A 24,287-nucleotide genomic window follows, 5' to 3' on the forward strand; every position below is an offset into this window, starting at 1 on the left:
TTTAATGGACAATAAAATAAAAAATAATATAGCTTTAAAAGTAAAAGACCACTCTGTTTCAGGAGAAGAGTTTCAATTAGTTAAAAATAAAACCTATGGTTTTTTGGAAACTATTCCTAAACCCTCATTAGAAGATTTACCGGAATATTATAAAACAGAAGACTATATTTCCCATACAGATTCTAAACGAAATTTGTTTGAAAAAGCATATCATAGTATCCGACAGATTTCTTTAAAGAAGAAATTAAAATTGATTAATTCGTTTAATATTTTAGAAAATCAACAAGATAAATCTGAACAAAAAACCCTGTTAGATTTTGGATGTGGAACAGGTGATTTTTTAAAAACAGCACAAAGTAATAATTGGAATGTTTCCGGAATCGAACCAAATGAAGACGCAAGAAAAATTGCAAATCAAAAAACAAGCAATACTGTTTTTGGTTCAGATCATTTAATGTCTTTTACAAAACACAGCTTTGATGTAATTACCCTTTGGCATGTATTGGAACATGTTCCTAATCTGGAAGAACAGATTAAACAACTAAAAAACTTACTTAAACAAGATGGTATTTTAATTGTTGCTGTACCAAATTATAAAAGTTATGATGCAACATATTATAAACAGTTTTGGGCTGCTTATGATGTACCAAGACATTTATGGCATTTTAATCAAACATCCGTTTCTAAATTATTTTCAAGTATTAAAATGAAAGTTATCAAAACCAAACCAATGGTGTTTGACTCGTACTATGTTAGTCTACTTTCTGAAAAATATAAATCTGGAAAGATGAAAATTTTTAATGCGTCTTGGACAGGTTTTAAGTCAAATCTAAAAGCAAAGTCTTCTGGAGAGTATTCTTCACTAATTTACATCATTAAAAACAGCTAATTTCAATTTTAAACGCGCTTATTTAAGACTCGACTTACAAAACAACTAAACACCTCTCGTTTTTCTAAAACGTCTTTAAAGCGCTTTATTTAAGTTTGTTTTTAATAGTATTTAATTATATTAGTTTTGGTTTGTTATAGAAAAACCTTATTAAGGTCAAAATTCTTAAAAAAGTTAAAATCAATTTATTTAATTATTTACATTTGCGCTTATTCTGAAATTATATAAACATGAAAAAAATAATAGGATTATTATTAATTACATTAATTTTTACATCTTGTCAAAATCAAAAAATTGGATACGTTGATAATGTAAATGTTATTAATGGTATTAAAGAAAAAATTGATTTAGAAAAAAAGTACGAAACAAAAGAAAGTGCTTTTAAGCTAAGAACAGATAGTATTGGAAAAGCATTTCAGTTAGAAGCACAAAAAACTCAGTTAGATGCTCAGAAAATGTCAAAGTCTAAAGCTACTGCTAAATTTGAAGCACTTGGTAAAAAGCAAAAAATGCTACAGGAGCAATTACAGTTTGAGCAACAACAACTTGCTCAAGGTTTTCAAAAAGAAATGGACACTATAATTGAAAAAGTAAAGACTTTTGTTAAAGATTATGGAAAAACAAATGGATTTGACCTAATTTTAGGTACTGTAGATGCTTCACCAAGCGTAATGTTTGCTAAAGATCAGTATGATTTATCAGAGAAAGTAATTAATGCAATGGATGCTGATTATAATAAATAAGCTATAAAAAATAGCTTCAAGGAAGACGATTAACAACAGTTAATCGTCTTTTTTTTGTTTATAATAGTTTTAATATCAGTGTTTTTCTTATTAATACTTATATTTAGCGTGCTATTAATTATATTCAATAAAACTATGAAAAGCTTGCTTTGGCATTGCGCTATCTTCTTTTCTATTTTTTCTGTTAGTTATGCTCAAGAAGCTGTTCCGTTTAAAACTCAAAAGGCGTTTTATATTTATGGAGATGCTGTAGCTATAGGAAACAATATTTTAAGTAAAGACGTCAATAAACCGTATAACGATAATCAATTAACTAATGATGATATTGACATGGTTTATGTTGATATTGATAATGATGATTCAACCTTTTCATCAAGCTCTGCGAACCTACAACTACCTGATAATCAGACTAAAATAGCTTATGCAGTATTATATTGGTCCGCAACGTATAGCTATATAAAAGGAACAAGGAGAGAAGAAAATTCGCAATTTTATTTTCAAGGAACTAGACAAAGAAACAGAAGTTTAATTAGTAAAATTAAACTAAAATTACCAGGAGAAAATTACCAATCGATTAATGGTAAAGTTCTTTTTGATGGCGCAAAACAAGCCTCATTTGCTTTAAACTCTCCTTATGTATGCTATGCAGATGTGACAAAATATTTAAATAACGCAAAGACTATTAATGGAGAATTTACTGTAGCAAACGTAAATGCTACAGAGGGTTTTGTTTCTGGCGGAAGCGCAGCAGGATGGATGTTGTATGTTGTTTATGAAGCACCAACTAAAAAACCTAAATATATAACGACGTTTAATGGTTTTACACATGTTGGTAATGAACCAGTAGCTATAAATTTAGAGAATTTTAAAACTCCAGAAACAGGAGAGACCACTACAGATTTGACATTAGCTGCTTTGGAAGGGGATTCTATTTTAACAGAAGACGAATGCGTTATAGCAAATCCAAAAACCAAAAAAGCTTGGCGATTACAGACAATTAAGAGGGATCAAAACAATTTTTTTAATAGCCAGATATCATCGTCAATCATTCATAACCAAAAACGTTTTCCGAGCAGTGAGAATACCTTAGGCTTTGATGTCGCTTCTGTAACACTACCCAATGGAAAAGATGCTGTAATAACCAATAACACTGATAAAGTTGACCTTTTTTTTAAAACAAAACAAGATCGTTTTTATCTGTTCTTTACTGCTTTTCAAACCGAAATTAGTGAATCATTTTTCAATGAAATAGAAGAAAAAGCACCTAAAAATGCAATTGTAATTGCATCTCAAAAACCTAAAAAAGAAGCTATTCCTAAGCCAAAAACCAATGCTGTTTCTAAAATAGAAACAAAGCCAGTTAAGGATGTTTTAATTGAAGAAATTATTGCAAAACCAATAACGTTAAAACAACCAGAAGTAATTAAAAAAGAACCTGTAAAAGAGCCAGTTAATCCAATATCGTTAGAAATTGCAGCGTCAACAATGCAAAAACAAACACTAGCAGAAGGCGAGGTTTATATTAGTTCTACCACTTATGTTAAAGCTTTAAAATTAGAAGATAAACCACTAGAAACACAAGCTTTTAAATTGCTATTAGAGAAAAACGCAGCCCAAATAGAAGGTGTTAAAAAAGGCTATTATGTAATAAACAAATTCTTTTCTGAAGCTAAAAACGCAATAGCTTGGCAAAACCAATTAAAAGAACAAGGCTATGAAAGCAATATTTTAATTGATGAAGACAAAGAGTTGTTTTACGTATATGTTTTTCATACAGAAAACTATTATGATGCCTATATGCAACACAAAACGCTAATTGTTAAAGATCCCTTTAAAGAAAATTGGGTATTTAAAGTAAACATGTTATCCTATTAAATCAGCAATAAAAACGGATACCATTAGGTATTATTGAGACTTCAATGGTTCCTGTTTTTAACTGTTCTCCATCTGCTTGAATAAAAGGCTGCTCCTTATTAAAGCTAATCTTTAAAGCATTAGTTTTAAAGACGTTTACTTTTTTATGAGATGTTATTTTTCCACTAAATAATTTGTGTAAATTTCTAATAATATCCCATTTGGTAAAAGCAGTAGCGATGGTAATGTCAAATAATCCGTCTTTAGGATTAGGTTGTTTTGTCAATTGCATTCCAGATCCTGTATATTTACAAACACCTATTTGAATCATGAAACAGTCTATAAGGTTTAAGACGTCTTTATCATAGGTTATTTTACTATCAAAAAGGTTAAAACTAAACACCCCTTTTAAAGCTCCAAGGATGTAAGTTAATTTACCTAAAGCTCTATCATTTTTAACAATATTAACCACTTTGCCATCAAACCCAATTCCAGCAAGATTTATAAAATATTTTTTAGACTTTGGGTTATCTAGATAACTAATACATCCAACATCTTGAGTATCTGTCTGACCATCAAAAATGGTTTGTAAAGCTTTATTGATGTTTTTAGAAATGTGATGTGTTTTTACCCAGTCATTTCCGGTACCTATTGGTATAATTCCAAAAGCAATGTCTGAGTGGTCAACAGTGTTTTGGCTAAAAACACCATTAATAAAGTTGTTTAAAGTACCATCTCCTCCAATAATCACAAAGCGTGTAATTCCTTTTTTTATAGCAATTTTGGTTAATTCTATTTCATGCTTAGGATGCGTTGTAAAAGCAAAATCTATTGTAAATTGTGTATTAAGTTTGTCTTGTATTTTTTTCCAAATAGTTTTTCCTTTTCCATTCCCAGAAACAGGATTGATAATTACAAAAAAAGATAACTTAGCTGTCAAATTATTCTTGTTTTGCGTGAAGTAATCGAGTCAGTTTAATACTTAAATCTGTTAAAATAATTTTAGAGTTTCCGTTACGTTCAATATGGTAAATAGCATCATTAAGCTCTTTAGAAATATCCATAATGTTATTGTTGTGTACAAAAGGCGCAAATTTTGAAAGATCAAAATTTTTGCTTTTAGTTTCAAAAAACACCAACTCGTCAGCACCATAATTTAAAAGCATGGCTTGTCTAAAAAAGTCTAAACAAAAATGTAAAAATTGTTTTTGAGTTTCTCTACCAGTTTTTGCAATATCCTCACTCCAACCAATTAAATCATGTATTGCTGCTTTGTTTCCTTTTGCTTTAAAGGCAGCTCTAATCCAGAAAATAAACCATTGTTCAAATTGGTTGTCTTCACTGTCATTATAAACTAAATCACAAGCTTTGTTGTAGTTTCCATTAGCTTGGTGTGCTATTTTAGTTGCAATAGCATCTTCTAAATTAAATTGTTTTATAATTCCTTTTTTTATGTCATCTTCAGCTAAAGGAGGAAAATGTAAAACCTGACAACGCGATCTAATGGTATTAATAATTTGCTCTTCTTCTTCAGCAATTAATATAAAAACCGTTTTGTTTGGAGGCTCTTCAATAAGCTTTAGTAATTTGTTAGCAGCCTGAGTATTCATTTTTTCAGCCATCCAAATAAGCATGACCTTATAACCTCCTTCATAAGATTTTAAGCTTAATGACTTAACAATATCTAAAGCTTCGTCAACACCTATCTGTCCTTGTTTATTATCAACACCAAGTAAACGGTACCAATCAAATAAATTACCATAAGGTTGTTCATTTAATAATTGCCTCCATTCTTCTAAAAAATGAGTAGAAACAGGGTGTCTTTTTATTTTATCTGTAGAAGTTACAGGAAAGGCAAAATGTAAATCTGGGTGAGAAAAATTATTAAATTTCAAGTTACAAGATTCGTTTTCGCCTGAGTTTTCTCCAGAAGTATTTTTGCATAAAACATATTGCGCATAGGCAATAGCCATAGGTAATGTACCAGAACCCTCAGGACCTACAAACAGTTGAGCGTGTGGTATACGACCATTGTCAGCACTTGTTGTTAAGTGTTTTTTTATATGATTAAGACCTAAAATATCACTAAAAAGCATAACGCAAATATAGTTTTCCTGTTAATTAAAAACTATTTTTATTAAAGATTGATTTTCGTCTTACATATTTAAAGTATCGCAGTATTTGTATATCTTTGGAGATTATTAACAGTTTTAATTTTTAAAATGAAAAGGTTATTGCCAATACTATTTTTATTAGTTAGTTTAATTTGTGTTAATGCTCAGGAATCAGAGCTGCAATTAGATACACTTGCAGGTGGAGTTTCTTTTGAATCTCAAAAAGAATTTTACATTTTTGGAGATGTTGCAGTTATTGGAAACAATATTTTAAGTAAAGACGATAAAGACGCATTTAACAATCCGTTAGCTAATAATGATGACACCAAAATGCGTTATGTAGATATAGATAGCGATACAGAGACGTTTAGCTCCAGTCAAGCCACTTTAAATTTACCCACAGATTTTAAAAAAATCGCTTACGCAGGATTATATTGGACAGCGACTTATGCTTACGAAAAAGGAACCCGTAAAGAACAAAAGGGTAATTATGATTATAGAGGAAATGGAGAACGCTCTACAGTAATAAATCAAATCAAGTTTAAATTACCAAATCAAGAGTATCAAGATGTTGAAGGGTCAGTTATTTATGATGGATCAGAAAACGTTACACATGCAATAAACTCGCCTTACGTTTGCTATGCAGACGTTACTAAACTTTTAATAAAAGCGGAAAATAAAACAGGAGACTATGCGGTTGCAAATGTAAAAGCAACAGAAGGTTATTTGTCTGGAGGTAGTGCAGCAGGATGGATGTTATATGTTGTTTACCAATCACCAACAGATAACCCAAAGTACATTTCTACATATCATGGTTTTGCATTGGTTAATAAAGAAGAGCCTTTAGATTTAACCTTTAAAAACTTTAAATCTGTTGAAAAAGGAGACGTAAAAACATCTGTTGTTTTGGCAGCAATTGAAGGAGATTCTGATCTTCAAGGAGACGAGTTTGCAATTATAAAACAAAAGGACGGAACGTTTCAATCTTTGAGTAATGGAGCACGTTTTCAGCAAAACTTTTTTAACAGTTCTATTACAAATAACAGTATAAAAAACAGAGATAGATTGCCTAATAGCGAAAACACTTTAGGGTTTGATATTGCTAAATTAGATATCCCGAATTATAATAATACGATTATAAATAATAACACAAGCGAAACCACATTGCGTTTAAAAACACAATCTGATAGGTTTTACTTATATTTTACAGCTTTTCAGACAGAAATAGCCCAAACGTATTTTGATGATATTGTTCAAGAAAACAATCCTAATGCAAGTCAAAGCGCAAGTGTCGCTCCAGAAATAGTAAGAGCACAACCAGAATCTGTTCCAAGTTATGATACAAAAGAGAAACGTAAACCTTACCGTTATTATAAAAGAGGATTAAACTCTAAAGCATATAAATATTTAAAAAACAAAAAATCTACAGCTATTGCAGGTATAGAAGGTGGTTATTATGTTGTAGCAGGTGTTTTTGCAGAGTCTGCAAGAGCAGGAAAATGGACTTCAAAACTAATAAAAAAAGGGTATGATGCTAATGCTTTTATTAACCCAAAAAACAATTGGAATTATGTTTATTTATTAAGAAGTGATACTGCAGATGAAGCCTTTAAACTTGCTGAAGAATTAAAAACAAATTACAGATATAGAGACGCTTGGGTACTAAAAGCCAACTTAGATTAAACACCAAAACAATTTAATGAAAACACTAAACGACTTCGATTTTAAAAACAAAAAAGCTTTAATACGCGTAGATTTTAACGTCCCTTTAGACGCAGATTTTAAAGTAACAGACGCGACCAGAATACAAGCTGCAAAACCTACAATTATTAAAATTTTAGAAGATGGAGGAAGCTGTATTTTAATGTCTCATTTAGGAAGACCAAAAGGTGTTCAGGATGAGTTTTCATTAAAACATATCATTAATAAAGTCGAAGATATTATTGGTGTCGAAACTCAATTTGTTTCAAATTGTATCGGAGAAGAAGCAGAACATGCTGCAGCTAATTTAGAACCTGGTAAGATCCTAATTCTAGAAAATTTACGTTTTCATGAAGAGGAAACAAAAGGAGATATTGCTTTCGCAGAAAAACTAGCCAAATTAGGAGATATTTATGTTAACGATGCATTTGGAACAGCGCACAGAGCACACGCTTCTACAACAATTATAGCACAGTTTTTTACAGATAAAAAATGCTTTGGATACTTACTAGAGCAAGAAATAAAAAGTATTGATAAAGTAATGAAAACTGGCGAGAAACCAGTTTTAGCAGTGCTTGGAGGAGCAAAAGTGTCTTCAAAAATCACAATTATTGAAAATATTTTAGACAAAGTAGATCACCTAATTATTGGTGGTGGTATGACTTTTACTTTTGTAAAAGCACAAGGTGGCTCTGTTGGAGATTCTATTTGCGAAGACGATAAAATGGATTTAGCATTAGATATTTTAAAACAAGCCAAAGCTAAAAACGTTCAGATTCACATACCAGTAGATGTATTAGCAGCAAATGCCTTTAGTAACGATGCAGATACTCAGGTTATGGATGTTACTAAAATACCAGATGGTTGGCAAGGTTTAGATGCTGGACCAAAGTCTAAAGCTATTTTCCATGATGTGGTTATGCAATGTAAAACCATACTTTGGAATGGACCTTTAGGTGTTTTTGAAATGGAAACTTTTGCAAACGGAACAATAGAATTAGGAAACTCTATTGCGGAAGCTACTAAAAAAGGAGCTTTTTCTTTAGTTGGAGGAGGAGACTCTGTAGCAGCAGTAAAACAGTTTGGTTTTGAGAATAAGGTAAGCTACGTAAGTACTGGTGGTGGTGCAATGCTTGAAAGTTTAGAAGGAAAAACTTTACCTGGTATTGCTGCTATTTTAGAATAATTATCCACTTAAATACGTTATTCAATAAACAACAAGTAAATGCATCAAGTAAAAACATATATTTCTTTCTTTTTGTTTGTTTTAGTAAGCTGTTTCGGTTTTACTCAAGACAATGAACAAAACCAAACCACCAGATTAACACAAGATCAATTGATTGCTGGTCAGGATTATGTTATTGATACTATTATAGATGGTCAAGCCTATTTTGTAAAATCTATAAAAGCACTACAAGTTGTTGATTTACCTAAAGTATTACAAGACGACCAATTTGCTTCAAACATAGACCAAAGATGGTTAGAGGAGTTGTATAGCAACACCTTGTTTGATACAATTTATAGAGATGTATCTGACTTAAAATATAATGCAGTTTATTATCCAGAATTAACAACAGACACTTTAAAAGCAAGGCTACAAAGATTAAATGCTAGAACACCTTTTAATGTAGAATATAATCCAGGTTTAGAAAGCGTCATCAAGTCTTTTTTAAAAAATCGTCATCAATCTTTTGAGCGTTTAATGGGACTTAGTAATTATTACTTTCCAATGTTTGAACGCGAGCTTGACAATCAAGACATACCGTTAGAAATGAAATATTTGTCAATTGTAGAGTCTGCATTAAAACCACGTGCAAGATCAAGAGTTGGTGCAACAGGTTTATGGCAATTTATGTTTGCAACAGGTAAAGAGTATGGTTTGGATGTTAGTAGTTATGTGGATGAGCGTAGCGATCCAATAAAGTCAACTAAAGCAGCAGCAACCTATTTATCTAAATTATATAAGCTATTTGGAGATTGGGATTTGGCTCTAGCAGCTTATAATTCTGGACCAGGAAATGTAAGTAAAGCCATTAGACGCTCTGGTGGATATCAAAATTATTGGAATATTCGTCCAAATTTACCTCGCGAAACAGCAGGATATGTACCTGCTTTTTTAGCAACAATGTATATTTTTGAATATGCAGAAGAGCATGGTTTTGTACAACACAGACCAGAGTTTCATTTAATAGAAACAGATACGATACATGTCAAACAAATGATAAGTTTGGATCAAGTATCAGAATTTACAGGAGTAAAAATTGAAACCCTTCAGTTTTTAAACCCAGCTTACAAACTAGATATTATCCCTTTTATAAAAGGGAAAAACTACACCTTACGCTTACCTAGAAATATTATTGGCGCATTTGTTAATAACGAAGATCAGTTATATGCTCATGCTAAAGCAGAATTTGATAAACGCGAAAAACCATTACCTCAGTTTTTTAATTCGGATACCAAAACACGATATAAAGTCAAGCAAGGTGATTACTTAGGTAAAATTGCCAGAAAATTTGGTGTTAGAGTTAGTCAAATTAAAAAATGGAATGGCTTGCGAAGTAATAATTTAAAAATTGGACAACGTTTAACCATTTATCCCAGAAATGGAGCTGCAGTAAATAAACCCAAATTAGCATCTTCAAGCAAAAAAAGCACTAAGCCAGTAAATGGTGAAACCTATACAGTACAACTAGGAGATAGCTTATGGAGCATTTCTCAAAAATTTACTGGAGTTTCTGTTCAAGATATTAAAGATTGGAATGATATTAGTGGTACTAAATTAAAACCAGGAATGAAATTAATTGTTTCTAAAGGGTAATAGTCACTTAAAAATTTAATAAAATGAAAAAACTAGCGGTATTAATTTTATTAGTTAGCACAATCTTATCGTGCGATGAAGGGTCAAAAAGCAACAAGCGTATTGTTCCACAATCTTCAGGGAATTTATATAATATTAGTGTAGTTGTAGACAACCAACTATGGAAAGGCAAAGTAGGAGATGTTGTAAGAAATATTTTAACAACTAAAGTTATTGGTCTACCTCAAGACGAACCTATGTTTGATATTAATCAAATGCCACCACAAGTGTTTTCTGGTTTTGCAACAAAAAACAGAACCATTTTAAAAATTGAAACAGGAGATAAGACAGGTTTTAAAACAGCAACAGATGCTTTTGCTAGACCTCAAAAAGTGATTGTTGTAAGAGGGAAAGATAATCAGCAGATTATAGAGATATTAAAGGCTAATAAAGACAAAATATTAGATACTTTCAAAAATCAAGAAATAGCAGCACGTCAAGCCTTAACTAATAAATCACTTCACACTAATAATAATATTGAAAAAGTATTAGGAATCACGATTAAATTTCCGTCTGTATATAGAATTGCTCAGGAAGAAGAAAATTTTTTCTGGGTTAGAAAAGACTTAACAACTGGAAGTAATAACTTTATGATATATCAAATACCTTTTGATGCCATTAATAAAGAAGGAGATATTATCCAACAAGTTATTAAAATAAGAGATAGTATAGGAAAAAAATATATTCCTGGACCTGTTGATGGGTCTTACATGAAAACAGAAGCAGCATATACACCGTTTTTACTTAAAACAAGTATTGATAATAAACCAACTTATGAGGTTAGAAGTACTTGGGAGATTGAAGGCTCTTATAACGCTGGTCCATTTTTAAACTATATGGTTGAAGATAAAATTAATAACCGTTATCTGGTTTTAGAAGGGTTTACCTTTGCGCCATCAGTTAGTAAAAGAGATTATGTTTTAGAGTTAGAATCTATAATAAAATCTTTAAAGGTTAATTAATCTTTAAAAAGATAATTCATAAAAAAACCCAATGCAATGCATTGGGTTTTTTTATATAATAAAGTAAAAATTACTTTTTGTCTTCTGTTTCTTCTTCTTTACTAGCGTCTTTAAACTCTTTAATACCGCTACCCAATCCTCTCATTAATTCTGGAATTTTTTTACCTCCAAACATTAATAATACTAAAACTACAATAATTGCAATCTGCCAAGGACCAATCATTCCTAAAAATATACTTGCTGAAATCATAACTTAAAATTTAGACTACAAAGTTAATAATTAAACTTTAATAATAACGTTAAAACACTAACTTTAGCTTTAGCTACATATGAGAGCTCAATTTTTTATTTACTTTTGTTTTTAATATGGCAAAATCAGAAAAAAAATCTAAAAAAATCAAGAAGAAACTACTTCACAGATATCGTCTAGTTGTTTTAAATGACGAAACCTTTGAAGAACGCTTGTCTCTTAATTTAACACGTTTAAATGTGTTTGTTTTAGGTACATTATCTGCAATCTTATTAATTGTTTTGACAACTATTTTAATTGCCTACACACCTTTAAAAGAATATATTCCAGGTTATTCATCGACATCACTTAAAAAGAAAGCAGTAAAACTTAGTTTTAAAACAGACTCTTTACAGCGTGTTATAGAAATAAACCAAAAATATTTCGCTTCCATAAAACAGGTGCTTCAAGGAGAAGTAAGTACTGTAAAATTTAATAAAGACTCTATTATTCAAGCTGCAAAACTAGAGGCAAGCCAAGTGGATTTAAATCCAATAAAAGAAGACTCTTTATTACGCGAAAAAGTTGATAAGGAAGATAAATACAGTTTATTTGAAACAGCAACAAAAGCAAGTTTTGTACTATTTCCACCAGTAAGTGGTACAATTAGCGAAAACTACGATACCAAAACTAAACACTACGCTGTAGATGTTGTTGTTGCTTTAGACACACCAATAAAAGCAACAGCAGATGGAACTGTTATTTTTGCAGAGTGGACAGCACAAACAGGACATGTTATTATTATAGAGCATAGTCAAGGTTTAATATCTGTATATAAGCACAATGCTTCTTTAACCAAAAACCAAGGAGATCTAGTAAAAGCAGGAGAAGTTATTGCGACTGCAGGAAATACTGGAGAACTGTCAACAGGACCACACTTACATTTTGAATTATGGAGTGATGGATATCCAGTAAATCCAACTAATTTTATAGATTTTAAATAATGTTTTCAATAAAATCAGCTTTAGCAAAACCATTTGCAAAACGTGTCTATAAAAAGATTCAGAAATGGGCAAATAATCCAATTGAAACACAGGATAAAGTATTTCAAAATTTAATAAGCGAAGCTGCAGGTACAGCTTTTGGTAAAGACCATGACTTTATTAGTATCAATACCTATCAAGATTTTGTAAAACGCGTACCAATTAGAGATTATGAGCAGCTAAAACCATATGTAGATCGTGTTGTTGCAGGAGAAAAAGATGTGCTTTGGAAAGGAAAACCCATCTATTTTGCAAAAACCTCAGGAACAACTTCTGGAGCAAAATATATTCCGTTAACCAAACAAAGTATGCCAAATCATGTTAATGCAGCAAAAAACGCCATTTTGCTTTATATCCATGAAACCGGAAACGCAAAATTTGTAGACGGAAAGATGATTTTTCTTCAAGGAAGTCCAACTTTAAAAGAACAAAACGGAATCCAATTGGGAAGACTGTCAGGTATTGTTGCGCATTACGTCCCAAAATACCTTCAAAAAAACAGAATGCCATCATGGGAAACCAACTGTATAGAAGATTGGGAAACAAAAGTAGATGCAATTGTTGAAGAGACGTTGCCAGAAAACATGACCATTATTTCCGGAATACCATCTTGGGTACAAATGTATTTTGAAAAACTACAGCATAAAACGGGACAAAAAGTAGGAGATATTTTTAAAAACTTCAACCTTTTTATTTTTGGAGGTGTCAATTATGAACCTTATCGTGCAAAGTTTGAAAACCTAATTGGACGCAAAGTAGATAGTATAGAATTGTATCCAGCAAGCGAAGGTTTTTTTGCGTTTCAGGATAAGCAAAATAAAAAAGGAATGTTGCTACAATTAGACTCTGGTATGTTTTACGAGTTTGTAGAAGCAGATCAATTTTTTGAAGAAAACCCAAAAAGAATAACTATTAAAGATGTTAAGGTTGGTGTAAATTATGTCATGATAATTTCTACCAATGCAGGACTTTGGGCTTATAATATTGGTGATACAGTAATGTTTACAAGCACAAAACCATATAGAGTTATTGTTTCTGGACGGATCAAACATTTTATATCTGCTTTTGGCGAACATGTTATTGGAAAAGAAGTAGAATATGCCATGAAAGAAGCAACAGAAGGAACAACTATTAGAATTAACGAGTTTACAGTTGCACCACAAATAAACCCAAACTCAGGCCTACCATATCATGAATGGTTTATAGAGTTTGAAAACGAACCAGAAAATCTTTCCGCTTTAGCGAAAAAAATAGATGCGTCATTACAAAAACAAAACAGTTATTACTTAGATTTGATTGAAGGAAAAGTATTGCAGCCTTTAAAGATTAGTAAAGTTGAAAAAAAAGGGTTTCAAAATTACATGAAATCTATAGGGAAATTGGGAGGTCAAAACAAAATTCCACGTTTATCAAACGATCGTAAGATCGCAGAAAATTTAAAACCACATATTCTGACTAAATAATATTATATTTGCCAGTTAAAGACACTTTATGAGTAGTAAGATTAAACAACATGAAAGAACGAGAGCTCAAGAAAGCTCAAATGCTATAGAGCGCATGTATATTACTATGCGTCACTTGTTTAATAGAGGGTTTTATAAACCAATGGGAGTTTCTGGAGAAACACTTCGTGAAGCATTATTAGTACTTAGGCCAGAAATTTATGGCTCAATTGCAGATGAGAAAGCAGAACTAGAAGGTTTACTTTATGTTATTGATAGGTTACCACATGGCATTGAAGAATGTAGATTTATAAACCTAACAAGTGATGAAGGTTATAAAGATTCTCATTTTGAAGCTATAATTCCACCTAAAAGACGTCGTAACTGTTATCGTATTGATGAAGAACAGATGAATATCGAGATTACTCGAGGACGTTCAGAAATTTATGATATTTTAACCCATTTAACGTTTTTGTTTGTTGAGTCTCATAAAATTAGCAAACGTGTAATTATAGACGAAAATGGAGCAACAACAAGAGATTGGCAAAAGCTAGAAAGTGCTGTGTTTTCTAAAAAGAAACTCACTCAAAAACAACGCGAAATTGCAATTACACACACAGCAAATATTTTAGGTCGTACATTTAAAGAATTATCTGCAGTTTACGATGTGTTTGCTTTACCAAGCAAACCAGAACGCTTATTGCATATTGTTTATTGGTTAGGTAAATTAGCTATAGATGAGGTTGTAAAAAACAATAAACGTACAGTTACGTTTAGCCCTGTTTTAAGAGAGCGTTTAGGACATCATATACATGGCGAAATTTGGGCAAATACAATAAAAGAGACACTTAAAAAAGAAGGGTTATTAAATAGACCAATACATATAATAAGCGCTAATTTACACAGTGTAATGAATACTCTTTTTGCTCCAATTGCCTTAAAAGCAGAATGTAGTAAAAACGAAGTTTTTAAGATATATGAAGACTTAAGTGATAGTAAAAACCAAAACCTACGCAATAAAGTCACAAAAAAAGCTTTATTACAAGGCATGGTTTATATAGAAGACACATCAGGAACCAATATAGATGTACAAATTTTTGATACGTCTAAAATTGATTTGACTAAAACTGACCTGAAATTACAAAAATCAGATAAAAACACTGAAGCTCCTGTACTTTTTGTTATGGATTACGCTTTTGGTGAACAAGCTTACGAAACTATAGACGAATTACTAAAACCTTTTAGAGAAGGAGATAGTAAAACACATTTAAATGTGGAGTCTATTTCAATAATGGGAAAAGCAGGTATTTTAGAAGGAGGAAAAGGAGATATTATGATCCCTTCTGCTCATATTTTTGAAGGTACAGCAGATAATTACCCTTTTAAAAACGAGTTAAACAAGTCTGATTTAGAAGGTCAAGGAGTAGATGTGTATGAAGGATCAATGATATCTGTTTTAGGAACTTCACTTCAAAACAAAGACATTTTAAAGTTCTTTTTTAGTTCTACATGGAATGTTATTGGATTAGAGATGGAAGGCGCTCATTACCAAAAAGCTATTCAAGCAGCTTCTAAAGTAAGAGGTAGTATAAATCCTAATGTTAAAGTAAGATATGCATATTACGCAAGTGATAACCCTTTAGAAACAGGTAGTACTTTAGCGTCTGGAGGCTTAGGCACATCAGGTGTAAAACCAACGTATTTAATAACTAGAAAAATATTACAACAAATATTTAATTAATTTTAAACTAAAAATCATGAGTAAAGAGTTACCAAATAACAATAAATCAGGAGAGGTTGACATCATGTTTGTTTTTTCAGCTTTTGAGAGAGTTTTCAAGAAAATTGGAAAATTTCTATCTGCGCTTTATAAGTTAGCATTTAGTTTGGGTGAGAGACTTTTAATCTTTTTATTATTCATAACTAATTTAATTAGAAAAAACTTAGCGCTAGTTGCTTTACCTGCTATAATTATTTTTGGTGTAGTTTTTTATTTAAACAGCAATAAACCAACAATTTATAGTTCAAATTTACTGTTAAAACAAAATTTTAAAACCGGAAAAATTTTATATCGTAACATTTCTGCTTTTAATGCTTATGCAGCAGCGCAAGACTCTGTAGCATTGTCCAGAGAGTTAGGAATACCATTAAATGTTGCTTCTAATATTTTAAGTATTAATATATCGCATAATGCAAATAAGAATTTTTTAATAAAAGACTATGTTAGTTTTAAAAAGTCTTTAGATTCAATTCTTGAAAATGATATTACTTATGAAGAGTTTATAGCTCAACAAAATTTAGAAGATTTTGAAATACAATCTATAAATATCAATTCAAAAGACCCAAATATCTATGAAGGTTTATCTAGTTATATTTTAAACTCCCTTCTTAAAAACAAATATTTTGAAGATTTAAAAAAAGACGAGGTAGAAGCAATTATAAGAAAAAAGGAACTTTATACAAAATTGGTAGAAGAGTCTGACACACTTCAATCAGAGTATTTTAAATTATTAAAAGATTATTATGGTATAATTAATAATGATAATACCATTTCTGATAAACCTACAATAAACGTAAATTTAGATAATAAAAAGGATAGAATTAATACTAAGGAATACGATTTGTTTTTAGATTCTAAAAATTTAAAAATTAAGATCAATGAAATTGAAGACGAATTAAAAAAGAAAGAAGATATATTTGTCCTTCAAAAAGATTTTTCATCAGCTTACACAATTGATAGTGAAAATATAAGAAGCCCAATAAAAGTGGCTTTATATTTAATTGGTTTAATTGTTTTAATTTTAATAATTAGAGAATTAGGACTTGTTAAAAAGTTAAATGAATTTGGAACAAAAGAAAAACTTTTTGAAAAAAACACTAACAAATAAATCAGTTTTAGTCACAGGAGGAGCAGGTTTTATAGGCTCTAATTTTGTGCCTTACTTTTTAGAGTCTAATCCAAATATTCATTTAGTTAATTTAGACAATCTTACTTATGCAGGAGATTTATCTAACTTAACCCAAATTGAAAGTAATCCTAATTATACATTTGTAAAAGGGGATATTTGTGATAGAGTTTTAATTGAAGGTTTATTTGATAAGCACCAATTTAATGGAGTGATTCATTTTGCTGCAGAGTCTCATGTAGATAATTCAATTACTAATCCAGGAGCATTTATTGATACGAATATTACAGGTACATTTAATCTTATTGATGTTGCAAAACAACATTGGATGGAAGCACCATTTCAAACTAAAGAAGGCTGTGAAAATAATAGATTTCATCATATTTCAACAGATGAGGTTTATGGAACATTAGGAGAAATAGGTTTATTTACAGAAGATACCCATTATGCTCCTAATAGTCCATATAGTGCATCTAAAGCAGCTTCAGATTTTATAGTCCGTAGTTATTTTCACACCTATGGTATGAACGTGGTTACAACTAATTGTTCTAATAATTATGGACCAAAACAACATAATGAAAAACTAATACCAACTATTATTAGAAAAGCAATTTCAGGAGAAAATATTCCAATTTATGGAGATGGTAAAAACATTAGAGACTGGTTGTATGTGTTAGACCATTGTAAAGGAATTGATTTAGTTTATAAAACAGGTAAAGCAGGAGAAACGTATAATATAGGAGGAAGAAACGAACGTAACAATCTATATATAGTAGATACAATTTGTTCCATCTTAGACGATATTAAGCCAAGTTCAAAATCTTATAAAGAACAAATTACATTTGTAAAAGACAGACCAGGACATGATTTTAGATACGCAATAGATGCAACTAAAATTGAAAATGATTTAGGATGGAAAGCAGATGAAGATTTTGAATCTGGAATAAGAAAAACAATAGATTGGTACCTAGAAAAATATAATAATTAATGAAAGGGATTATACTAGCAGGAGGATCAGGAACACGACTTCACCCATTAACAAAAGTGTTAAGTAAACAACTAATGCCTATCTATGATAAGCCAATGATTTACTACCCTTTATCAACGTTAATGCATGCTGGTATAAGTGATATTTTAATCATTTCTACACCAGAACACTTACCGCTTTTCAAGCAATTATTAGGCAATGGTAGTCAATTAGGTTGTAATTTTCAATACGCAGTACAAGACGCACCTAATGGACTAGCAGAAGCCTTTATTATAGGAGCAGATTTTGTAGGAAAAGACAAAGTAGCCTTAATCTTAGGGGATAATATTTTTTATGGAACAGGATTATCAGACCTATTAAAGTCTAATAATAATCCAGATGGAGGAATTGTTTATGCTTATCATGTAACTGATCCAGAACGATATGGTGTTGTAAATTTTGATCAAAACGGAAAAGCTTTAGCGATAGAAGAAAAACCAGAGAATCCTAAATCAAATTATGCAGTTCCTGGGATTTATTTTTATGATAATAATGTTATAGAAATTGCAAAAAACATTAAACCAAGTCACAGAGGAGAACTAGAAATTACAGACATAAACAAAGAATATTTAAAACAAGGAAAACTTCAAGTCTCTATATTGGACAAAGGAACAGCTTGGTTAGACACAGGAACATTTAACTCGCTAATGCAAGCATCACAATTTGTTCAAGTTATTGAAGAGCGTCAAGGATTAAAAATTGGAGCTATAGAAGAAGCTGCTTATACAAGTGGTTTTATTTCTAAACAACAACTAATTGACTTAGCAACACCGCTTTTAAAAAGTGGTTATGGAGAGCATTTAATTAGCCTTGTAAATAAAGAATAAGATGAAAGCAACAGAAACTTTACTTAAAGACTGTTACATTCTAGAACCAACTATTTATAAAGATGATAGAGGGTACTTTTTTGAAAGCTATAACAAAAACACATTTGATAAATTAATAAATCAAAATGTTAACTTTGTTCAAGACAATGAAGCCTTTTCTAAAAAAGGAGCTTTAAGAGGACTCCATTTTCAAAAAGACAAACACGCTCAGGCAAAATTAGTTAGAGTAACTCAAGGCGTTGTTATTGATGTTGCTGTAGACTTAAGACCAAAATCAAAAACATTTTTAAAACATATTGCAATTGAGTTATCAGCAGATAATAAAAAACAATTATTTGTCCCAAGAGGTTTTGCTCATGGCTATATAGTATTAAGCGAAACAGCTGTATTTAATTACAAATGTGATAATTGGTATAATAAAGCTTCAGAAGGAGGTTTAATTTATAATGATCTAGACTTAAATATAAACTGGCAACTTAAACCTGAAGAGTTTATAATTTCAGAAAAAGATAAAATACTCCCAACAGTTAAAGAATTATTCAAATGAAAAAAATTCTTATAACAGGAGCTAATGGACAATTAGGACACTGTTTTAAAACCAAATCTAAACTTACAAATAGCTTAGATTTTGTTTTTTTAGACAGTAAAATTTTAGATATAACTAATGCAAACCAAGTTAAATCAATTTTTAAAAAAACAAACTTTGATTATTGTATAAATTGTGCTGCATATACAGCAGTAGATGCTGCTGAAGATAACATTGAAACCGCTACTAATATAAATGTTATAGGTAGTAAAAACTTAGCAGAAGCTTGTCAAGAGTTTAATGTTACATTAATACATATTTCAACAGATTTTGTTTTTGATGGAACCAAAAAAACACCCTATAAAGAAAGTGATAAAACCAATCCAACGGGTGTTTATGGAGCAACAAAATTAAAAGGAGAAGGAGTAATAAGAGAAGTTTTAGAAAACCATTATATTATAAGGACCTCTTGGTTATATTCTGAGTATAAAAACAATTTTGTAAAAACAATGTTGCGTTTAGCTTCTGAAAAAGACGAGCTAAATGTTGTAAATGACCAAAAAGGAACACCAACAAATGCTAATGACTTAGCTGAAGCAATTATTAAAATAGTAAACAGTAATAAAAAAGAGTATGGTTCATACCATTTTAGTAACTTAGGTGAGACAACCTGGTATGATTTTGCTCAGGCTATTTTTAACTTTTCTAAGACAATAATAAAAGTTAACCCAGTAACATCAGAAGCATTTGTGACAAAAGCAAAAAGACCAGAATATAGTGTACTGGATAAAACTAAAATTAGCACAGTATTTGATATAAAGATTCTAGATTGGAAACAAAGTTTAGAAAATCATATTAAAACAACTTATCTTTAATACTAAATTTTAAAAAATGTACTCAGAAAAATATCACGTACAAGATTTATCAAATACATCCTTTTTAGTTACAGGAGGAGCAGGATTTATCGGATCAAATTTGGTTGAGTATCTACTAAAATATAGCGCTAAAAAAGTACTAGTATTAGACAACTTAGCAACAGGAAAACTAAGTAATCTAAAACCTTTTATGTCTTATAAAAACTTCACTTTTATAGAAGGGGATATTACCAATTTACAAGATTGCCAAAACGCTATGCAAAACGTAGACTATGTTTTGCATCAAGCAGCTTTAGGGTCTGTGCCAAGATCAATAAACAATCCAATTGCCTCTAATAACGCAAACGTAAATGGTTTTTTAAACATATTAGTTGCTGCAAAAGAATCTAGCTCAGTAAAAAGAGTTGTCTATGCAGCATCATCAAGTACTTATGGAGACAGTCCAACTTTACCAAAAACAGAAGACAATATAGGTAAACCATTATCACCTTATGCAGTAACAAAGTATGTGAATGAGTTATATGCTGATGTGTTTTATAAAACTTATGGTTTAGAAACAATTGGATTAAGATATTTTAATGTTTTTGGACCTAAACAAGATCCAAATGGAGCTTACGCTGCTGTAATACCAAAATTTATTGGTAAAATGTTTAAAAACGAAGAGGTTGTTATAAATGGAGATGGAGAACACTCTAGAGACTTTACTTTTATAGAAAATGTTGTTCAAGCAAATATAAAATCTGCATTAACAAATAATAGAGAAGCTGTAAATCAAATTTTTAATGTTGCTTGTGGAGAACGGATTAATTTAAACCAATTAACAGAAGCAATAATTAAAAACCTTAAAAAAGCAGGAGTAGTCTCAAATAGCAGAATTAATAATGGAGAAGAAAGGGCAGGAGATGTAAAACACTCTTTAGCAGACATCTCTAAAGCATCAAAACTTATAGGTTATAATCCTAAATTTAAGTTTAATAAAGGTATAGAGTTAACTACTTCTTGGTTTTATACTAAAAACAAAGAAGCTTAGTTGATTAATCAAAGAATAAATGAAAGATAAAATAGCAATAATAGGTCTGGGTTACGTTGGGTTACCTTTAGCGGTAGAATTTGCTAAAAAGTATAGCGTTGTAGGGTTTGATATTAATCAAATTAGAATAAACGAATTACAATCAGGAGAAGACAATACTTTAGAAGTCTCAAAATCAGAGTTAGAAGGAGTGTTATTGAATAACACCTTGTTATTTACTAATAATAAATCTGATATGTCATCTGCCAACATCTTTATAGTAACAGTACCAACACCTGTAGACAAAAACAACAGACCAATTTTAACACCTTTAATAGAGTCCTCTAAAACAATTGGTAAACTCTTAAAAAAAGGAGACATTGTTATTTACGAATCGACTGTTTATCCAGGTGTAACAGAGGACGAATGTGTTCCAATATTGGAAAGGGAAAGTAGTTTAAAGTTTAATAAAGATTTTTATTGTGGTTATTCTCCAGAACGTATTAATCCAGGAGATAAAAATAGAACTGTTACCAAAATTAAAAAAGTAACCTCTGGATCAACACCAGAAATTGGAGAAAGAGTAAATAATTTATATGCATCTATTATAACAGCAGGTACACACTTAGCACCTTCAATTAAAGTAGCAGAAGCAGCAAAAGTTATTGAAAATGCACAAAGAGATATTAATATTGCGTTTGTTAACGAGTTAGCTAAAATCTTTAATAAGTTAGATATTGATACACATGCTGTCCTTGAAGCTGCAGCGACTAAATGGAATTTTTTACCATTTAAACCAGGTTTAGTTGGAGGACACTGTATAGGAGTAGACCCTTATTATTTAGCTCAAAAAGCTCAAGAAGTAGGGTATCACCCTGAAATATTATTAGCAGGAAGACGCTTAAATGACAGTATGGGAGAATACGTAGCAACCCAAGTGCTTAAGCTAATGGTTAAAAATGACATAGCCATAAAAAATGCTAAGGTCCTAATGTTAGGAATAACATTTAAAGAAAATTGTCCAGATATCAGAAACTCTAAAGCTATAGATGTATATAACTCATTAACAGCCTTTAATATGAGTGTTGATGTTTATGATCCATGGGCATCAAAAGAAGAAGTAAACAATAAACTTAAAGTAGATTTAATTTCAAAAATTGAAGAAAAAAAATACGACGCAATAGTACACACTGTTAGCCATAATGAATTTAAAAATCTAAATCTTAGCAAATTTAAAAAACAAAAATCAGTGGTTTATGACGTTAAAGGCACTTTAAATAAAAAAGATATAAACGGAAGATTATAAATAAATTTAATAAAACAAAACACATCTTAATAAGTATAAGGCTCAAAATCAATATATTTGACTAATTATAAACTAAAAGTTTAGCCATAAATCAATTTTAATGAATAAAAACCTACAAATAGCTGTTGAAGCTAGTTTAAAAGCAGGGAAAGTTATCATGGAAGTCTATGATACCTCTTTTAATATTGAAATAAAAGACGATAAATCACCACTAACAGAAGCAGATAAAAAAGCAAATGATGTAATAAACTCTTACTTAGTTAATACAGCGTTTCCTATTATAAGTGAAGAAAACAAGCAAACAGATTATTCTTCAAGAAAAAACTGGACAACTTGTTGGGTTGTTGACCCTGTGGACGGAACAAAAGAGTTTATTAAACGCAATGGAGAATTTACAGTAAACATTGCTTTGGTAACAAATGGTAAGCCAGAGTTAGGTGTTATTTATGTACCAGCAACAAAAACCATTTATGTGGCAAACGTAACGACTAAAGAAGCCTTTAAATCACAGTTAAATTCACACGACGCTTCTCTTGAAGAAGTAATGTCATCTTCAAAAAAATTACAACCAAAAGGACCTAAATCTAATCCAGTACAAGTAGTGGGTAGTCGCTCACACATGAGTCAAGAAACACTAGATTTTGTTGAAACTATTAAAAAAGAAGGAAAAGACGTTGAGGTAGTTTCAAAAGGAAGCTCATTAAAATTTTGTTTAGTAGCAGAAGGTAATGCTGACGTCTATCCAAGATTTGCACCAACTATGGAGTGGGACACAGCTGCAGGACAAGCCATTTGTAATGCAGTAGGTATAGATGTGATTTCTCAAAAAACCAATAAATCACTTTTATATAATAAAGAAAACCTATTAAACCCATGGTTTTTAGTATCTAAAAACTAAACATGGCCAAGCTAAAAAAATCATCACATATACGTAGCATCCTAAAAGGTGTTTCTTGGCGTTTTATTGCGTTAGCAGACACTATTTTAGTAGTTCTTTTTGTAACGTGTATGTTAGGAGAATGTAGTCTTGATGACGCTTTAAAAATAGGCGCATCAGAGTTTTTATTAAAACTAGCTATTTTTTATTTTCATGAAAGAATATGGTTAAGATATTTAGGTAAACAAGCCACAACCAATAAAGAAATCTTATATAAATCCATTTCATGGAGAATTGTTGCCACTACAACGACTTTTATAATTTCAGGAATCATTTTAAATGGGTTTAATGAAGTTGCACTTTATATTACACTTATAGAATTATTTACCAAATTTGTATTATATTATATACACGAAAAAATATGGTTAAAACTACCATTAGGAAAAATCAGAAACTTTTTTTTAGGTAGAAAATAAGAAACACAAAAAAGAATTGTTATTATAAAATGAAAGAGAATATTATTCCACACAACTATCAAGTTTCAAAATCAGATAGACAAGAAAACAATAATCATAAATCTTTTTTATTATGGTTTACAGGCCTTTCAGGTTCTGGAAAATCAACAATTGCTAATGTTGTAGAACAAGAATTATATAAATTAGGTGTAAAAACCTATACACTTGATGGAGATAATATTAGAAAAGGTATAAATAAAGACCTAACCTTTGCTCCAGAAGATAGGACAGAGAATATTAGAAGGATTGCAGAAATTGCTAATCTAATGATAGATTCTGGATTAGTTGTTCTAGCAGCATTTGTCTCACCCTACAAAAAAGATAGGGAAAACATTAAAAATATAGTTAAAGGTGTTAACTTTGTTGAAGTTTTCATAAACACTAGTGTAGAGGAGTGTGAGAGAAGAGATGTAAAAGGGCTTTATAAAAAAGCAAGAGCAGGAGAAATAAAAAACATGACCGGAATTTCTGCGCCTTATGAAGCGCCAGAAAATCCAGATATAGAAATTAAAACAGAAGAAAAAACGGTGGAAGAAGCAGTTCAATACATCTTGAGCTATATAAAACCTAAATTAAACTTATAGA

23 protein-coding genes are annotated in these 24,287 nt (G+C 30.6%); 20 read left to right on the forward strand and 3 right to left on the reverse strand.

The window, feature by feature from the left end; genetic code table 11:
• Nucleotides 1-4: 4 nt before the first annotated feature.
• From SJY17_RS03960 to SJY17_RS03970, 3 genes are all read left to right on the forward strand, one after another.
• On the forward strand, nt 5-889 hold the full coding sequence (locus tag SJY17_RS03960) for a class I SAM-dependent methyltransferase (RefSeq protein ID WP_397364173.1): 885 nt from the start codon (nt 5-7) through the stop codon (nt 887-889).
• Nucleotides 890-1,119: 230 nt separating this feature from the next.
• A complete protein-coding gene (locus tag SJY17_RS03965) occupies nt 1,120-1,632 on the forward strand; it encodes an OmpH family outer membrane protein (protein WP_397364174.1) in 513 nt (170 codons plus the stop codon).
• A gap of 135 nt (nt 1,633-1,767) precedes the next feature.
• Nucleotides 1,768-3,507 (forward strand): hypothetical protein, encoded by a 1,740-nt coding sequence (locus tag SJY17_RS03970; RefSeq protein WP_397364175.1) that lies wholly within the window; start codon nt 1,768-1,770, stop codon nt 3,505-3,507.
• A gap of 1 nt (nt 3,508) precedes the next feature.
• On the opposite strand, the gene SJY17_RS03975 is transcribed toward SJY17_RS03970, so the two are convergent.
• Nucleotides 3,509-4,426: a diacylglycerol/lipid kinase family protein gene (locus SJY17_RS03975; protein ID WP_397364176.1), complete on the reverse strand. Its 918-nt coding sequence runs from the start codon at nt 4,424-4,426 to the stop codon at nt 3,509-3,511.
• 1 nt (nt 4,427) lies between these two features.
• A complete protein-coding gene (locus SJY17_RS03980; RefSeq protein ID WP_397364177.1) occupies nt 4,428-5,582 on the reverse strand; it encodes an ATP-binding protein in 1,155 nt (384 codons plus the stop codon).
• A gap of 126 nt (nt 5,583-5,708) precedes the next feature.
• Between SJY17_RS03980 and SJY17_RS03985 the strand changes: the two genes are divergently transcribed.
• From SJY17_RS03985 to SJY17_RS04000, 4 genes are read left to right on the forward strand one after another with little or no spacing between them, the layout of a single operon-like run.
• On the forward strand, nt 5,709-7,283 hold the full coding sequence (locus SJY17_RS03985) for an SPOR domain-containing protein (protein WP_397364178.1): 1,575 nt from the start codon (nt 5,709-5,711) through the stop codon (nt 7,281-7,283).
• Nucleotides 7,284-7,299: 16 nt separating this feature from the next.
• Nucleotides 7,300-8,487 (forward strand): phosphoglycerate kinase, encoded by a 1,188-nt coding sequence (locus tag SJY17_RS03990; RefSeq protein ID WP_397364179.1) that lies wholly within the window; start codon nt 7,300-7,302, stop codon nt 8,485-8,487.
• Between the two features lie 39 nt (nt 8,488-8,526).
• Complete coding sequence (locus SJY17_RS03995) at nt 8,527-10,119, forward strand: LysM peptidoglycan-binding domain-containing protein (protein WP_397364180.1); 1,593 nt, start codon at nt 8,527-8,529, stop codon at nt 10,117-10,119.
• 23 nt (nt 10,120-10,142) lie between these two features.
• A complete protein-coding gene (locus SJY17_RS04000) occupies nt 10,143-11,120 on the forward strand; it encodes a DUF4837 family protein (protein ID WP_397364182.1) in 978 nt (325 codons plus the stop codon).
• Nucleotides 11,121-11,190: 70 nt separating this feature from the next.
• Here SJY17_RS04000 and SJY17_RS04005 read toward each other — a convergent pair whose 3' ends face one another.
• Complete coding sequence (locus SJY17_RS04005) at nt 11,191-11,370, reverse strand: twin-arginine translocase TatA/TatE family subunit (RefSeq protein WP_397364183.1); 180 nt, start codon at nt 11,368-11,370, stop codon at nt 11,191-11,193.
• 116 nt (nt 11,371-11,486) lie between these two features.
• On the opposite strand from SJY17_RS04005, the gene SJY17_RS04010 reads away from it, so the two are divergent.
• From SJY17_RS04010 to cysC, 13 genes are all read left to right on the forward strand, one after another.
• On the forward strand, nt 11,487-12,353 hold the full coding sequence (locus SJY17_RS04010) for a M23 family metallopeptidase (protein WP_397364184.1): 867 nt from the start codon (nt 11,487-11,489) through the stop codon (nt 12,351-12,353).
• Nucleotides 12,353-13,855: a GH3 auxin-responsive promoter family protein gene (locus tag SJY17_RS04015; protein ID WP_397364185.1), complete on the forward strand. Its 1,503-nt coding sequence runs from the start codon at nt 12,353-12,355 to the stop codon at nt 13,853-13,855. Before SJY17_RS04010 ends, SJY17_RS04015 begins: the two co-directional genes overlap by 1 nt.
• Before the next feature lie 28 nt (nt 13,856-13,883).
• Entirely contained in the window at nt 13,884-15,575 is a 1,692-nt protein-coding gene (locus SJY17_RS04020; RefSeq protein WP_397364186.1) for a DUF6909 family protein, read from the forward strand.
• 16 nt (nt 15,576-15,591) lie between these two features.
• Entirely contained in the window at nt 15,592-16,722 is a 1,131-nt protein-coding gene (locus tag SJY17_RS04025) for a hypothetical protein (protein WP_397364187.1), read from the forward strand.
• Complete coding sequence (gene rfbB / locus SJY17_RS04030) at nt 16,673-17,728, forward strand: dTDP-glucose 4,6-dehydratase (protein WP_397364189.1); 1,056 nt, start codon at nt 16,673-16,675, stop codon at nt 17,726-17,728. Before SJY17_RS04025 ends, rfbB begins: the two co-directional genes overlap by 50 nt.
• Complete coding sequence (gene rfbA / locus SJY17_RS04035) at nt 17,728-18,594, forward strand: glucose-1-phosphate thymidylyltransferase RfbA (RefSeq protein ID WP_397364190.1); 867 nt, start codon at nt 17,728-17,730, stop codon at nt 18,592-18,594. The genes rfbB and rfbA overlap by 1 nt, the downstream gene beginning before the upstream one ends.
• Before the next feature lies 1 nt (nt 18,595).
• Nucleotides 18,596-19,141, forward strand: a complete 546-nt coding sequence (rfbC, locus tag SJY17_RS04040) for a dTDP-4-dehydrorhamnose 3,5-epimerase (RefSeq protein ID WP_397364191.1) — start codon at nt 18,596-18,598, stop codon at nt 19,139-19,141.
• Complete coding sequence (gene rfbD, locus SJY17_RS04045; protein WP_397364192.1) at nt 19,138-19,995, forward strand: dTDP-4-dehydrorhamnose reductase; 858 nt, start codon at nt 19,138-19,140, stop codon at nt 19,993-19,995. The genes rfbC and rfbD overlap by 4 nt, the downstream gene beginning before the upstream one ends.
• A gap of 16 nt (nt 19,996-20,011) precedes the next feature.
• Nucleotides 20,012-21,025 (forward strand): SDR family oxidoreductase, encoded by a 1,014-nt coding sequence (locus tag SJY17_RS04050; RefSeq protein WP_397364194.1) that lies wholly within the window; start codon nt 20,012-20,014, stop codon nt 21,023-21,025.
• Between the two features lie 19 nt (nt 21,026-21,044).
• Nucleotides 21,045-22,310, forward strand: coding sequence for a nucleotide sugar dehydrogenase (locus SJY17_RS04055; protein ID WP_397364195.1), 1,266 nt, complete (start codon nt 21,045-21,047; stop codon nt 22,308-22,310).
• Nucleotides 22,311-22,410: 100 nt separating this feature from the next.
• Entirely contained in the window at nt 22,411-23,208 is a 798-nt protein-coding gene (gene cysQ, locus SJY17_RS04060; protein ID WP_397364196.1) for a 3'(2'),5'-bisphosphate nucleotidase CysQ, read from the forward strand.
• 2 nt (nt 23,209-23,210) lie between these two features.
• Nucleotides 23,211-23,663, forward strand: a complete 453-nt coding sequence (locus tag SJY17_RS04065; protein ID WP_397364197.1) for a DUF2061 domain-containing protein — start codon at nt 23,211-23,213, stop codon at nt 23,661-23,663.
• Nucleotides 23,664-23,692: 29 nt separating this feature from the next.
• On the forward strand, nt 23,693-24,286 hold the full coding sequence (cysC, locus tag SJY17_RS04070) for an adenylyl-sulfate kinase (protein ID WP_397364198.1): 594 nt from the start codon (nt 23,693-23,695) through the stop codon (nt 24,284-24,286).
• Nucleotide 24,287: the final 1 nt, after the last annotated feature.

The sequence above is a fragment of the Olleya sp. R77988 genome, assembly GCF_044594215.1.
Classification (GTDB): domain Bacteria; phylum Bacteroidota; class Bacteroidia; order Flavobacteriales; family Flavobacteriaceae; genus Olleya.